This window comes from Micrococcus sp. EYE_212 (assembly GCF_023147585.1).
Lineage (GTDB): Bacteria > Actinomycetota > Actinomycetes > Actinomycetales > Micrococcaceae > Micrococcus.
On sequence record NZ_JAHXOZ010000003.1, the window covers coordinates 79,879 to 94,157 of the forward strand.

Below are 14,279 nucleotides of genomic sequence, written 5' to 3' on the forward strand. Positions count from 1 at the left end.
CGCACCGCGCTCGTCGTCAGAAGCCGGCCAGGTCCCGGACGATCCGGTCGTTGCGCAGCCGCCCCTCGAGGGTCGGCACGATCCGCCCGGACAGGGCGGCACGGCCGTCCACGAGCCCGTCCGCGATGAGGGCGGCCACGAGGTCCCGCAGCCGGGCGCCGTCGTCGCCGGCCGCGGCGAACCCCTCCTCCACCTCGGCGAGGCCCAGGCCCGTGGACGTGCGGGCGGCGAGCATCACCCGCTCGAGCCGGCGCGCCGGCGCATCGGGGATCTCCCGGCCCACAGCCGGGGTCACGCCCGTGGCCAGGCGCTGCGCGTACGCGGCGGGGTGCTTCGCGTTCCAGAAGCGCACGCCCGCCAGGTGCGAGTGCGCGCCGGGCCCCACGCCCCACCAGTCCTGGTCCTCCCAGTAGGCCACGTTGTGCCGCGCCCGGTGGACGCCCGTCCCCTCCGGGTCCCGCGCCCAGTTGGAGACCTCGTACCAGCGGTAGCCGGCCGTGGCGAGCATCCGGTCGGCCAGGACGTACTTGTCGGCCTGGTCGTCCGGGTCGACGTCGTCCACCTCGCCGCGGGCCACCCGGGCCCCGAACTTCGTGCCCTCCTCCACGATCAGGGAGTACGCGCTCACGTGGTCCGGCGCGAGGGCGACCGCCGTCTCGAGCGTGGCGCGCCAGTCCTCGAGCGACTCCCCCGGCGTGCCGTAGATGAGGTCCAGGGAGACCTCGAGGCCGGCCGCGCGGGCCGCGGCAACGGCGGCGGGCACCGACGCGGGACGGTGCGTGCGGTCCAGTGTGGCCAGCACGTGTGGCACGGCCGACTGCATGCCGACCGAGAGCCGGGTGAATCCGCCCGCGGCGAGCGTGGCGGCGTACTCCGGGGTGATCGTGTCCGGATTCGCCTCGGTGGTGACCTCCGCGCCCGGCACGATCCCGAACCGCTCCCGCGCCGCGGCGAGGATCCGCACGAGGTGGGAGGCCGGCAGCAGCGTGGGCGTGCCGCCGCCGAAGAACACGGTGTGCAGCGGGCGGGCGGGCACGCCGGAGGCCTCGAGGGCGCGCTCGGCGAAGGCGAGCTCCGCGATGGCCGTCTCGGCGTAGTCGCCGCGGGCCGCGCCCGGGCCGAGGTCCACGGCCGTGTACGTGTTGAAGTCGCAGTAGCCGCAACGAACGGTGCAGAACGGCACGTGCACGTACAGGCTGAACGTACGCGGCGCACCGGCGGCCGCGGCCGCGCGGACCCGCGCGCCGACGTCGGCGGGCAGGGCGCCGTCGTCGGGCACCGGCATGCCCAGGGGAAGGGCGGGCACTTACTTCTTGGCCTGCTCGGCACCGTCCGAGGACAGTGCGGCGATGAAGGCCTCCTGCGGGACCTCGACTCGGCCCACCATCTTCATGCGCTTCTTGCCCTCCTTCTGCTTCTCCAGCAGCTTGCGCTTGCGGGAGATGTCGCCGCCGTAGCACTTGGAGAGCACGTCCTTGCGGATGGCCCGGATGTTCTCGCGCGCGATGATGCGCGCGCCGATCGCCGCCTGGATCGGCACCTCGAACTGCTGACGCGGGATGAGCTCCTTGAGCTTGCCCGTCATCATCACGCCGTACGCGTAGGCGTTGTCCCGGTGGGTGATCGAGGAGAACGCGTCCACCTGCTCGCCCTGCAGGAGGATGTCCACCTTGACGAGGTCGGCGACCTGGTCGCCGTCGGCCTTCCAGTCCAGGGAGGCGTAGCCCTTGGTGCGGGACTTGAGCTGGTCGAAGAAGTCGAACACGATCTCCGCGAGCGGGATCCAGTAGCGGATCTCCACGCGCTCCTCGGAGAGGTAGTCCATGCCCTTGAGATTGCCGCGCTTGGCCTGGCACAGCTCCATGACGGCGCCGATGAACTCGCTCGGCACGATGACCGTGGCCGAGGCCATCGGCTCCCGCACCGCCAGGACCTTGCCCTCGGGGTACTCGGAGGGGTTGGTCACGGTGATGACCTCCTTGTCCTCCTTCGTGACCTCGTAGACCACGTTGGGCGCGGTGGAGATCAGGTCCAGGTTGAACTCGCGCTCGAGGCGCTCCCGGATGATCTCCAGGTGCAGCAGGCCCAGGAAGCCCACGCGGAAGCCGAAGCCCAGCGCCACGGACGTCTCCGGCTCGTAGACGAGCGCGGCGTCGTTGAGCTTGAGCTTGTCGAGGGCGTCGCGCAGCACCGGGTAGTCGGAGCCGTCGATCGGGTAGAGGCCGGAGAACACCATGGGCTTGGGGTCCTCGTAGCCGCCGATCTCCGCGGCGGCGGGCTTGGCGTGATTCGTCACCGTGTCGCCCACCTTCGACTGGCGCACGTCCTTCACGCCCGTGATGAGGTAGCCCACCTCGCCCACGGACAGGCCCTGGGAGGGGTGGGGCTCCGGCGAGGACACGCCGATCTCCAGGAGCTCGTGGGCCGCGCCCGTGGACATCATCCGGATCTTCTCCCGCGGGGAGAGCCGGCCGTCCATGACGCGCACGTAGGTCACGACGCCACGGTAGGTGTCGTACACGGAGTCGAAGATCATGGCGCGGGCCGGGGCGTCGGCGTCGCCCGTGGGGGCGGGGATCCGCTCGACGACGCGGTCCAGCAGCGCCTCGACGCCCATGCCCGTCTTGCCGGACACCCGCAGCACGTCCTCCGGCTCGCACCCGATCAGGGTGGCGATCTCGGCGGCGTAGCGGTCCGGATCCGCGGCGGGCAGGTCGATCTTGTTGAGCACGGGGATGATCTCGAGCTCGTTCTCCATGGCCAGGTACAGGTTGGCCAGGGTCTGCGCCTCGATGCCCTGCGCGGCGTCCACCAGCAGGATCGCGCCCTCGCACGCGGCGAGCGAGCGGGAGACCTCGTACGTGAAGTCCACGTGCCCGGGCGTGTCGATCATGTTCAGGGCGTAGTCGGTCCCGTCCAGCGCCCACGGCATGCGCACCGCCTGAGACTTGATGGTGATGCCTCGCTCGCGCTCGATGTCCATGCGGTCCAGGTACTGGGCCTTCATGTCACGCGGCTGCACCACGCCCGTGGACTGCAGCATGCGGTCCGCCAGCGTCGACTTCCCGTGGTCGATGTGGGCGATGATGCAGAAGTTGCGGATCACCGAGGGGTCGGTGGCGGCGGGCGCCGGGGGGTGGGACGCCTGGGGCGACACGGGCACATCCTTGGAAGTCTCGGGGACGGGTGGGGTGGAACACTGACCGCCCATTCTTCCATGCCCGCCCGGCCGGATAGATTCGGGCCCATGGCCTTCGACTTCCAGCGCGCCCTCTCCCTCGGCCGGCAGGCCGCCCGCCTCCTGGAGACGCTCAGCTCCTCCTCCGACGCCGGCCCACGCCGCGGCTCGTCCCGCCGCGCCTCCGGCTCGGGGACGGGCGGCGGCGCCGGGCCCGTCTTCGACCTGGGCGTCCCGCCCCGGGATCCGGGGGCCCCGGCCTTCGACCCGACCCGGCGCACCGACGACTGGCCCACTCCCCCGGCCGGCGGCGCGCGCCGGACGGACCGGCGCCGTGTGGACGAGGTGCTGCGCCGCGCCCGGGACGCGGACCGTGCCGAGGGACCGGCGGCGTCGGGGCGCGCGGCGGGCCGGCCGGACCGGCGGTCCCCCGCCGAGCTGCTCCCCGACTTCACCGGCCGCGCGCGCGTGGATTACGCCCCCGTGCCCGGCCCCGCGGCGGGCCCGGGCGAGGTGGTGTGGACCTGGGTCCCGTTCGAGGAGATGGACGGCCGGGGCAAGGACCGCCCCGTCCTCCTCGTCGGCCGCGACGGCGCGTGCCTGCTCGGCCTCATGCTCACGAGCCGGGACCGCAACAACGCGGACCTGCGCGACGAGGACTACGTGGACGTCGGCGCCGGGCCGTGGGACCGGCGCGGCCGGGCCTCCGAGGCGAAGGTGGACCGCGTGCTGCGCGTGGACCCGGACGCCGTGCGCCGGGAGGGTGGGGTCCTGGACCCCGCGCGGTTCGAGGCCGTGGGCGACGCGCTGCGCCGCCACCAGGGCTGGGAGTGCTGACGCGCCACGCCGAGGCACTCCCCGGCCATGTCCGGGACACGCAGATGATACGATCGTGGGCATTGTGTCCGCCGGTCGACGGGCACCCCCGGACCGGGATCGCCACGGTGTCCCCACGCCACTGAAGTCCACGGATCCGGGAACCCTCCACGACCCCCCTGTTCACGCGGCGTGCGGACCACCCGTCCCGCGCCGACGACGTAAGGACCAGAGTTGGCCAACATCAAGTCTCAGAAGAAGCGCATCCTCACCAACGAGAAGGCGCGCCAGCGCAACATCGCTGTGAAGTCCGAGCTGCGCACCGCCATCCGCGCCGTGGACAAGGCCGTGGCCGCCGGCGAGGCCGAGGCCGCCGCCGCCGCGCTGCGCACCGCGAACCGCAAGCTGGACAAGGCAGCCTCCAAGGGCGTCATCCACAAGAACCAGGCCGCGAACCGCAAGTCGGGCATCGCGAACCGCGTGAAGGCCCTCTTCGCCTGATCCGCAGCGCCACACCGCCACGGCCCCCGCTCCGAGACCCTCGGACGGGGGCCGTGGTGCGTCCGGGGAGGGTCCGCGGCGTGGTCAGCGACGCACGGCCGTGGCGATCCGGATGACCGCCCGCTCGACCGCGAAGTCGGGGTTGCGGGAGGCGCCCTTGACCTCGGCGTCGGCCTGGGCGATCCACTCGACGGCCTGCGCGATCCCGGCGGGGGTCCAGTGGCGGGCGGCCTGCTGCACGTAGCGCACCTGGAACGGAGCCACCCCCAGGAGGGAGGCGAGCTCGCCCTGCTCCCGGCCGGCGTCGATGATGCGCGCGACCTGGCGGGCCTTCAGCGTGAGCGCCGAGGTGATCATCACGGGGTGCACGCCGGTGGCCAGCGCGTGGCGGACGAGGGACACGGCGCGGGAGGCCTGGCCCTCGAGAGCGGCGTCCGCGACGGCGAAGCTCGTGGCCTCGACGCGGCCGCCGTGGTAGGTGTCCACCATCTCGGCGGTGACCGTGCCGGTGGTGTCGTCGATCAGCTGACGGCACGCGGCGGCGAGCTCCGTGAGGGAGGCGCCGGTGGCGCGCACGAGGGCGCGGGCGGCGTCCTCGTCCACGCGGCGGCGTGCCTCGCGGAACTCCGCCTGGACGAGCGCCAGACGGTCCTCGTCCCGCTTGAGGGGCGCGCAGTCCACCACGGTGCCGGCCTTCGCGACGGCGTCGAGCAGCCGCTTGCCCCGGCTGCCGCCCGTGTGGCGCAGCACGAGGGTGACCTCGTCCGCGCCGGGGCCCTGCTCGACGAGGCGCAGGGCGTCGGCGAGGAAGGCGTCGTTCATGGACTCGAGCCCGTCCACGCGGATGAGGGTGGGCTCGGCGAAGAGCGAGGGGCTGGCGGCCATGGCCAGCTGCCCCGCCTGGTACTCCCCGGCGCGCAGGTCGTGCACCTCGAGGCTCTCGTGCCGGGCACGCAGCGCGGCCGTCACCCGGTCCGTGACCCAGCGGGCCACGTAGTCCTCGGGGCCCTTGAGCAGCGTGAGCGGGCCGGGCTCCGTGCGGCGCCAGGCCAGCGGATCCGTGCGCGGGGCGCGGCCGGAGCGGGGGCTGCGGGCGGCGGACATGGGCACCATCCTAGGGTGTGGAGACGGGGACGGCGGGAGGGCGGACGGTGTGCACGGCGATCCCGGGATCCCCGTCCGAGCCCGACTCCAGGGTGAGCGCGAGGGTGCCGTGCCGGTCGGTGCGGGCCACCGGGCCGAGCCGCTCGAGGGCGGCCACGGTGGCGGGGTGGGGGTGTCCGTACGTGTTCTCTGCGCCCACCGAGACGACCTGGAGCCGGGCGCGGACCGCCGCGGGGACGTCCGTGCCGCCGTTGCGCGCACCGTGGTGGGCCACCTTCAGCACGTCCGCGGAGGGCGGCGGGGGTGCGTCCGAGCGCAGTCCGGCCGCCCAGGCGGCGCTCGCCGCCTGCTCCATGTCCCCCGTGACGAGCACGGTCAGCGGGCCCACGGCGCCGCGCACAGTGAGCAGAAGCTGTGCGGAGGCGTCGTTCTCCTCGGGCGCGGCGCGATCGGCGAGGAGGACGCTCCACCGCACCGATCCGCTCTCCCCCTCCTGGCCCGTGTGGAGCGGCGTCGCTCCGGAGGGCGGCGGCATCGCGGGGTCCTCCCCCGTGCTGGCGCGGCTCCTCCCTCGTTCGAGGGGTGTGCCCGCGGCGGGGTCGCCGAGCGGCGAGCTGCCGGCCGAGCGGGTGGCGTAGTGGACCGCGCCAGGGGCGAGCTGCCCCGTGAGCCCGGCCAGCCCTCCGGCATGATCGGCGTGGAGGTGGGTGAGCAGCACCGCGTCCACCCTCTCCACGCGCAGGTCCGCGAGGCATCGTCGGGCGGCGTCGGGATCCGGTCCGACGTCGACGGCGAGGGCAGAGTCCACGCCCGTGCGGAGGACCGTCATGTCCCCCTGCCCCACGTCGCAGAACGCCGCGACCCAGCCCTCGGGGACGTCGCCGGCCGGTCGGGGGGTCAGCACCGCGCCCACGCCGCCCGTGGCCGCGGCGATCAGCGCGGCCGTCAGCACCGCGGCGGCGGACACCCGCCGGACGCGGTCCGGCGCCGAGCGACCCACGCGCCGCACGCGGGGAGGCGACTCCCGTTCCAGCACCAGGACCGCACGGAAGCCCGCGAGCGTGGCGACCGTGAGGAGGGCGCCGAGGGCGAACCCGAGGCCGCCGCCCGGCCATGGCCGCAGGGCGCCCGGCAGCGTGGCGGCCGTGGTCGCGGTCCAGCCGATGGCCGCGGCCGGCCACTGCGCGATCCAGACGAGGGCGGCCGCGATCGGCGGGGCGGGCAGGACCAGCGCGGCGGCGAGCGTGCCGAGGACGGTCACCGGTGCGACCGCGGGGGCGGCCACGATGTTGGTGAGCACGGCGTAGGCACTCACCGTGCCGGTCATGGCCAGGAGGATCGGCTGACACGCGAGGTGGGCAGCCACGGTGACGGACAGGGACGCGGAGAGCCAGCGCGCGGCGGAGTCGGGCAGCACGCGCGCCATCCGCGGATGCAGCCACCGGTCCACGGGGGCGGCGACGAGCACGATCCCCGCCGTCGCGGCCAGTGAGAGGTGGAACGCGACCTCCGTCGCGAGAGTCGGCGCGACCACGAGCAGCCCGGTGCCGCCCACCGCGAGCAGGGAGAACGCCTGCCGGCCGCGGCCGAGGAAGAGGGCCAGCGCCCCCAGCGCGCCCATCACAGCCGCCCGGAGCACGGAGGGCTCCGGTCCGACGACGACCACGAACACCCCGAGCGTGGCCAGCGCCGCGGCCACCACCGCGTGCCGGTGCACGCGCAGCGAGCGCAGGACCACGGCGACCGTGCCCAGGAGCAGCGCGCAGTTCGCCCCGGAGACGGCGCTGAGGTGGCTCAGCCCGGCATCCTTCATGGCGTCCCCGAGCTCCGCGCTCTGGGCCGTGCGGTCCCCCAGCACGAGCCCGGGGATCAGCTGGGGCGCCGTGCCGATCAGGGGAGAGGCCGCGGCCCGGAACGCCGAGCGCAGCACCTCACGCCCGGAGGGTCCCGCCACGTCCGGCGGGAGTGCTGCGCCTCCCTGTGCCGGACAGGGCCCCGGGATCGGTGCCGCGCGTGCGGTGAGGAACACCGTGTCCCCCTCGCGCCGGGGAGTGGCCACGACACAGGCCTTCCCGCCCGCCGCGACACCGCCGTCCGCCGTGCCGAGCCCGAGGGGCGGCTCCCCCTCCCCCGTGAGGCGGACCGCCTCGGGCCGCTCGAACGCTCGAGAGGGGTGGCCGAATCGCGTGGCCGTGGCCGGGGCGCCCCACCGCGGTCCGAAGGGCGACCCGGTGGCCTGGGGTGGGGCGTCCAGCACCACTTCGACCCGCACGGCCTCTTCCGCGGTCACGGCGTCATCCCAGCCGACGCGCTCCCGCGCGGACTGGTGGAGGGCCACGTGCTGGGCCATCAGCGCTCCCGCCACGCCGGCCAGCACGACGGCGGTGGCCACGCCTCGCCGAGGGCGGTCGGTGCGTCGTGCTCCGGCGGATCGGCCGCCCACGACCAGCGCGGCGGCCCCGTACAGGGCGAGGAGCCCACACGCCCCGGACGCCAGGACGGCCTCGTGCGCGGGCCGGCTCGGGAGCACGTTCCCGAGGGCCAGGCACAGCAGCAGCGCCGGAACCCATCGGACGTCCAGCGGTCCGGGGACGGCGCCGGCGCTCACGGGGTCACCAGCTCACGTGGTCACGCAGCCGCGCGAGGGCGGCCGGGCCGATCCCGGGCACCGCGTCCAGGTCCTGCAGCCCGCCGAACGGGCCCACCGACTCCCGGTGCGCGATGATCTTCTCCGCCGTCGCCGGACCCACGCCCGGGAGCGTCTCGAGGGCGGCCGCGTCGGCCGTGTTCAGGTCCACCGGCACCGCGCCCGCACCGTCGGGAGACTGCGCCCCCGAGCTGCCGGGCCCCGCCACCGCGGCCCCCGCTCGCCCGCTGGGAGCCGCCGACCCCGCTGGCGGCGCCCCACCCCCGGCCGCCGCGGCCAGCTCTGCGTCCGGCGTGCGAGCGGACGGGACCAGGACCTGCTGGCCGTCCGAGAGCGTCGCAGCGAGGTTGATCCGCTCGGTGCGCGCCTGGGACGCGGCCCCGCCGGCGGCCCGGATCGCGTCCGTGACCCGGGACCCGGCCGCCAGGGTCACGACGCCGGGCCGACGGACCTCGCCCACCACGTGCACGCGCACCTCCGCCGGTGCGGAGCCTTCGCCCGCGCCCCCGGAGTCCCCGGAAGAACCGCCGGACGGTGTCCCCGAGGACGCGCCGGGGGCCTCTCCGGCAGGCCTCACGGTCGCCCCGGGGCCAGGATCCGGGACGCTCGCGCCCGGGGCCGCGCCGGCGGCATCGCCCGAGGGCGGCGCCGGGATACCCGACACGGACCCGACCGATGCGGCCGGGGCGGGCGGAGTCGGGGCGGTCAGCCAGGTCACGGCCCACCACGCGATGGCCGCCACCAGCAGCACGAGCGCGGCCGTGCCTGCGGCGCGCCACCGGACGATCGGGGGGCGCGGCGGGACGGCCTCCCAGTCCTCACCGGGGCCGCGACCGCGGGGGTCCTGACCGTGGACGGGGCCGGGCTGCTCGGAGGGGACGTCCGGGGCTCGCGTGTGCATGGAGCCACTGTGGCCGGGCCGGCGGGTCAGGAGAGGCGCCCGCCGCGGCCTCGGGGATGGCGAGGAGCGACCCGACGCCTGTGCAGGAGCGGACTGCCCGGTCCACACATGCCCCGTCCGCCCCGGCTCGACTCGGCCTCAGTCGACCTCCACCTCGAGCGGGGTCACCACCACGCCCAGCGCGCCGAGTCCCAGGTGCGCGGCGAGGACCCCCGGCAGCTCGACGACGGGAACGGGCGTGGCCGAGTGCGGCTGCAGGCGCGCCACCAGCTCCTCGCTCCCCGCCGGGTCGCCGAAGCCGTGCACCACGATCCGGCTCGGCGTCCCGGCGGCACGCTCCAGGGCGAGCTCGACGATCCGGTCCATCGCGCGGGCCGCCGAGCGCGGGCGGTCCACCAGGGTGACCGCGCCGTCGTCGAGGGCCAGCACGGGGCGCACGTGGAGCAGGGTGCCCAGCAGGGAGGCCACGGCGCCGATCCGGCCGCCGCGGCGCAGCTGTTCGAGGCTCGGCACGGAGAACAGCACGGCGCCCGCCTGTGCGGTGGCCTCCGCCCGCGCGGTGATCTGCTCCACCGGCAGCCCCACGCCGGCGTCGATCGCCGCGTCCAGCACCGTGAGGCCGAGCGCGAAGCCGGCCGTGCCCGAGTCGAGGACCGTGACGGGGCGCGGGGCGTCCGCCGCGGCGAGCCGCGCCGCCTCCACGGTGCCGGAGAGCCGGCTCGAGAGGTGCAGGGAGAGCACCCGCGCGTACCCGGCCTGCGCGAGGTCGGCGTAGACGGCCCGGAACGCCCCCGGAGACGGCCGGGAGGTCTTCACGGGGGTGCCGGAGGCGAGGGCGACGGGCAGCTCGCACCGCAGGTCCTCCGTCCCCTCCGTGTGGATCTGCTCCCCCACCATCACGGGGAGGGTGACCTGGCGGATGCCCGCCGCCAGGGGGTGGGCGAGCAGGGCCGGCGGCAGGGCCGCGGCGGAGTCGGTCACGATCGCGGTCCGGTCCCGCCGGGGCGGCTTCAGCCCGTAGCGGGCCCGGCCCACCAGGTGGGGTCGGCGGGCGCGCAGGCGCTCCAGGACGTCGTCGCGCCACTGGTCCAGCGTCGCCATGCTCCCCTCCTCCTCCGGGCCGACGGGGCGGCCCGGCTCAGTCCGGCTCGCCGATCAGCGGATGACGAGGTTGACGAGCTTGGGCTCGCGGACGATCGCCTTGACGATCTGGGCGTCCCCGATGAACGCCATGACCTTCTCGGACGTCCGGGCGCGCGCCTCGAGCTCCTCGGCGGTGATGTCCGCGGGCACCTCGAAGCTGTCGCGCACCTTGCCCTTGACCTGCACGACGGCGGTGACCGCGTCCTCCACGAGGAGGGACTCGTCGACCTCGGGCCAGCCGGAGCGCACCACCGAGGGCTCGTGGCCCAGCAGCACCCACATGTCCTCGGCCGCGTAGGGCGCGACGAGCGAGAGCAGCTTGGCGACGGCCTCGGCGGCCTCGCGGACCGCGGGATCCGCGGCGCCGGCCCCGTTGTCGATCTCCTTGCGGGTGGCGTTCACGAGCTCCATGGTCCTGGCGATCACCACGTTGAACTTGCCGTCGTCCAGCAGCTGGGCGGCCTCGTGCACCGTCCGGTGGGTCACGCGGCGCAGGGCCGCGGAGCCGCCCTCGGCGGCGCCCGCCGCCGGGCCCGCCTCGCGGACGTCCCGGGCCAGGCGCCAGGCACGGGCGAGGAACTTGCCCGCAGCGCCGGGGGCGACGTCGGCCCAGTCCACGTCGTCCTCCGGCGGAGACGCGAAGACCATGGTGAGGCGGACGGCGTCCACGCCGAACTCGTCGAGCTGCTGTCCCAGGTCCACGCCGTTGCCGAGGGACTTGGACATCGCCTTGCCGCCGTTGAGCACCTGGCCCTGGTTGAGCAGGGCGCGGAAGGGCTCCGTGAACGGCACGAGGCCCATGCCGTGCAGCGCCTTCGTGAAGAAGCGCGCGTAGAGCAGGTGCAGGATCGCGTGCTCGACGCCGCCCACGTACTGGTCCACGGGCAGCCAGTCGCGCACCGCCTGGGGGTCGAACACCTGCGTCTCGTCCCACGGGGAGGCGTAGCGCAGGAAGTACCAGGACGAGTCCACGAAGGTGTCCATGGTGTCCGTGTCGCGCTTCGCCGGGCCGCCGCATCGCGGGCAGTCCACGTTGACCCAGTCTTCGGCGGAGGCGAGCGGAGACTGGCCCTTGGGCGCGAGCTGCTCGCCCTTGAGGTCGGTCGGCAGGGTGACGGGCAGCTGGTCCTCGGGGACGAGGACCTCGCCGCAGTCGGCGCAGTGGATCACGGGGATCGGGGTGCCCCAGAAGCGCTGGCGGGAGAGCAGCCAGTCGCGCAGGCGGTAGGTGGTGGTGCCGCGCCCGGTGCCCTTGGCCTCGACGACCTCGATCGCGCGGGCGATGGCCGCCGTCTTGTCCAGGCCGTCGAGCTCGCCGGAGTTGACCAGGACGCCCTCACCGGTGGTGGCCACCCCGGACACGGCCGGGTCCTCCTCGCCCGTGTCCACGACGGCGCGCACCGGCAGGCCCATGGCGCGGGCGAAGTCGAGGTCGCGCTGGTCGTGGGCGGGCACGGCCATGATCGCTCCGGTGCCGTAGTCGGCGAGCACGTAGTCCGAGGCCCACACGGGCAGGCGCTCCCCCGTCAGCGGGTTCACCGCGTGGCGGCCGAGGAACACGCCGGTCTTGGGACGGTCCGTGGCCTGGCGATCGATGTCGGAGACCTTCTTGAGGTCCTCGCGGTAGGCCTCGAGGTCGGCCCGGGCGTCGTCGGAGACGAGCTCGAGGGCCAGCGGGGCGTCTGCGGCCACCACCATGAAGGTGGCCCCGAACAGGGTGTCCGGGCGGGTGGTGAACACGGTGACGGAGGGGCCGTCCTCCACCTGGAAGTCCACGTGCGCGCCCTCGGAGCGGCCGATCCAGTTGCGCTGCATCGCGAGGACCCGCTCGGGCCAGTGACCGGTGAGCTGGTCCATGTCGTCCAGGAGCGCGTCCGCGAACCGCGTGATGCGGAAGTACCACTGGTTCAGCGTGCGCTTGGTGACCTCGGTGCCGCAGCGCTCGCACGTGCCGTCCACGACCTGCTCGTTGGCGAGCACGGTCTGGTCCTTCGGGCACCAGTTGACGGGCGAGTCCTTGCGGTAGGCGAGGCCCTCCTTGTGGAGCTGCTGGAAGAGCCACTGCGTCCAGCGGTAGTACTCGGGGTCGGAGGTGTGCAGCTCGCGGGTCCAGTCCACGGCGATCCCGTAGCGCTGGAACGAACGCTTCTGGGTCTCGATGTTGGCATAGGTCCACGCGGCCGGGTGCGCGTCGCGCTTGATGGCCGCGTTCTCGGCCGGGAGACCGAACGAGTCCCAGCCGATGGGGTGCAGCACGTCGTAGCCGCGCTGCAGCCAGTAGCGGGCCGCGACGTCGCCCATCGCGAACGCCTCCGCGTGGCCCATGTGCAGATCGCCCGAGGGGTAGGGGAACATGTCCACCACGGTGCGCCGCTCGGCGCCGTCCTCCCGCGGGGTGAACGTGCCCGCCTGCTCCCAGTACCCGGCCCAGCGCGCCTCCACCTCTCGGAACGAGTACTCCGCGTCCGCGGGGACCTCGGGAGTGGCGGGGGCGGGGGTCTCGGAGATCTGGCTCACGGCGGTTCGTGTCCTAACGCGGTCGGGGTGGGGGTGCGGTGGCGGCGGGGGCGGGACGTTCGCGCGACGGCCTGACGGCGGACCCGCCCGCGCGTGTGCGGGGCGGGTCCATCCTACGGCGTCGGCTCAGGCGCGGTGGGATCCCTCGGCCCGGCCCGGGTCGTCCTCGAGCTCGGCGTCGAGGTCCCGGGCGACCTGGCGCTCGATCGCGCCCGTCACGGCCGCGGGCTCGGCGACGGAGTGGGCGGCCGCCTCCTCGAGGGCGTCCGCGTGCGCGGTCGTGAAGCGCTTCTCCGGGTGCCGCTGCAGGCGGATGAGGGAGGAGAGGCGCATGCGCAGGGTCCGCTCGGCGGAGAGCTCCCCGCGGTGGGTCAGCCACCAGGCCACCAGGACCACGGTCAGGAGCAGGCCGAGGTAGCCCAGCAACGGGTAGACCACGTTCATCAGGGTGCCGAAGCCGAGGAAGCTCACCGCGAAGCCCACCAGGGTGACGGCGATGAACGCGGGGCGGTAGCGGTCGGGGCGGTCCGCCGAGATGCGCCGGCCCAGGGCGTAGAACATGCCGATGGCCGAGTTGTAGATCATGGCGTAGATGACCGCCAGCATGGCCCACCCCAGCACGGGGTGGAACGCGCCGAAGAGCTCGAGCATGGGCACGGAGGCGTGCCCGATCCGGTCGAAGTTCAGGTAGAGCAGCACGCCCGCCATGACCATGAGGACCGTGTAGAGCAGTCCGCCGGCGAGCCCGCCGAAGAACGCCTCGCGCGGGTTGGTGATGGAGCCGCCGATGACGAGGCACATGGACACGGCCATCACGAGGACGAGTCCGGTGTAGTTCAGGGCCGAGAGCCACCACGGGTTGATGGGGGTGGCGGTCTGGGCCGCCATCGCCTCGTTGGTGGTGAAGGAGCCGTCCAGGGTGAGCACCGTGGCGAGGAACGCCCCCACGACGGCGACCACGACGAACGGCGTGAGCCCGGAGATGATGGAGGAGACCTTCTCCACGTCCAGCAGGCCGGTGACGATCACGAGCGCCGTCATGATGGCGGCGCCCGCCCAGGTCGGCCACCCGAGCTGCTGGTGCATGGTCGCGCCGGCACCGGCCAGCATCACGAAGCCGATCGCGAAGAGCGTGATGGAGACGCTGACGTCCAGGATGCGGGCGATCACCGGGTGGGTCACGCTGCGGAACACGGCCTTGTGCTCGTTGGCCAGGAAGGCGCTGCCGAGCTGAAGGATCACCGCGCCGCCCACGGCCACGAGGACGCCGGCGAGGATCGCCCCCCAGATGCCGATCTCGCCGAACCCGACGAAGTACTGGATCACCTCGGCGCCGGTGGCGAAGCCCGCCCCGACGACAAGGCCGACGAAGGCGAGTGCGATCTTGGCCGATCTGAACACGGCGGAGTTCTGCATGGGGTTCCTCATCCTCGGGGGCAGGGCGCGGCACACCGAGGTCGATCCCCCGGTAC

10 protein-coding genes are annotated in these 14,279 nt (G+C 74.3%); 2 read left to right on the forward strand and 8 right to left on the reverse strand.

The window, feature by feature from the left end:
- Positions 1–16 precede the first annotated feature (16 nt).
- Together hemW and lepA are read right to left on the reverse strand one after the other, a co-directional pair.
- Positions 17–1,306, reverse strand: a complete 1,290-nt coding sequence (hemW, locus tag KZX60_RS03160; protein ID WP_248115581.1) for a radical SAM family heme chaperone HemW — start codon at positions 1,304–1,306, stop codon at positions 17–19.
- The gene (lepA, locus tag KZX60_RS03165; protein WP_248115582.1) at positions 1,307–3,157 is read right to left on the reverse strand and encodes a translation elongation factor 4; all 1,851 of its coding nucleotides are present in this window, start codon (positions 3,155–3,157) and stop codon (positions 1,307–1,309) included.
- A 90-nt stretch (positions 3,158–3,247) separates the two neighbouring features.
- Between lepA and KZX60_RS12065 the strand changes: the two genes are divergently transcribed.
- Both KZX60_RS12065 and rpsT read left to right on the forward strand, forming a co-directional pair.
- Entirely contained in the window at positions 3,248–4,015 is a 768-nt protein-coding gene (locus tag KZX60_RS12065; RefSeq protein ID WP_348983731.1) for a type II toxin-antitoxin system PemK/MazF family toxin, read from the forward strand.
- A gap of 213 nt (positions 4,016–4,228) precedes the next feature.
- Positions 4,229–4,495, forward strand: coding sequence for a 30S ribosomal protein S20 (gene rpsT, locus KZX60_RS03175; protein ID WP_248115583.1), 267 nt, complete (start codon positions 4,229–4,231; stop codon positions 4,493–4,495).
- An 84-nt stretch (positions 4,496–4,579) separates the two neighbouring features.
- On the opposite strand, the gene holA is transcribed toward rpsT, so the two are convergent.
- From holA to KZX60_RS03205, 6 genes are all read right to left on the reverse strand, one after another.
- A complete protein-coding gene (gene holA / locus KZX60_RS03180) occupies positions 4,580–5,599 on the reverse strand; it encodes a DNA polymerase III subunit delta (protein WP_248115584.1) in 1,020 nt (339 codons plus the stop codon).
- A 10-nt stretch (positions 5,600–5,609) separates the two neighbouring features.
- On the reverse strand, positions 5,610–8,207 hold the full coding sequence (locus KZX60_RS03185; protein WP_248115585.1) for a ComEC/Rec2 family competence protein: 2,598 nt from the start codon (positions 8,205–8,207) through the stop codon (positions 5,610–5,612).
- Positions 8,208–8,211: 4 nt separating this feature from the next.
- On the reverse strand, positions 8,212–9,147 hold the full coding sequence (locus tag KZX60_RS03190; protein WP_248115586.1) for a ComEA family DNA-binding protein: 936 nt from the start codon (positions 9,145–9,147) through the stop codon (positions 8,212–8,214).
- A 138-nt stretch (positions 9,148–9,285) separates the two neighbouring features.
- Positions 9,286–10,248 (reverse strand): DegV family protein, encoded by a 963-nt coding sequence (locus KZX60_RS03195; protein WP_248115587.1) that lies wholly within the window; start codon positions 10,246–10,248, stop codon positions 9,286–9,288.
- Positions 10,249–10,302: 54 nt separating this feature from the next.
- Complete coding sequence (gene leuS / locus KZX60_RS03200) at positions 10,303–12,807, reverse strand: leucine--tRNA ligase (protein ID WP_248115588.1); 2,505 nt, start codon at positions 12,805–12,807, stop codon at positions 10,303–10,305.
- Between the two features lie 126 nt (positions 12,808–12,933).
- Positions 12,934–14,223 carry a hypothetical protein gene (locus tag KZX60_RS03205; RefSeq protein ID WP_248115589.1) on the reverse strand — a complete coding sequence of 430 codons (1,290 nt, stop codon included), beginning with the start codon at positions 14,221–14,223 and terminating at the stop codon, positions 12,934–12,936.
- Positions 14,224–14,279: the final 56 nt, after the last annotated feature.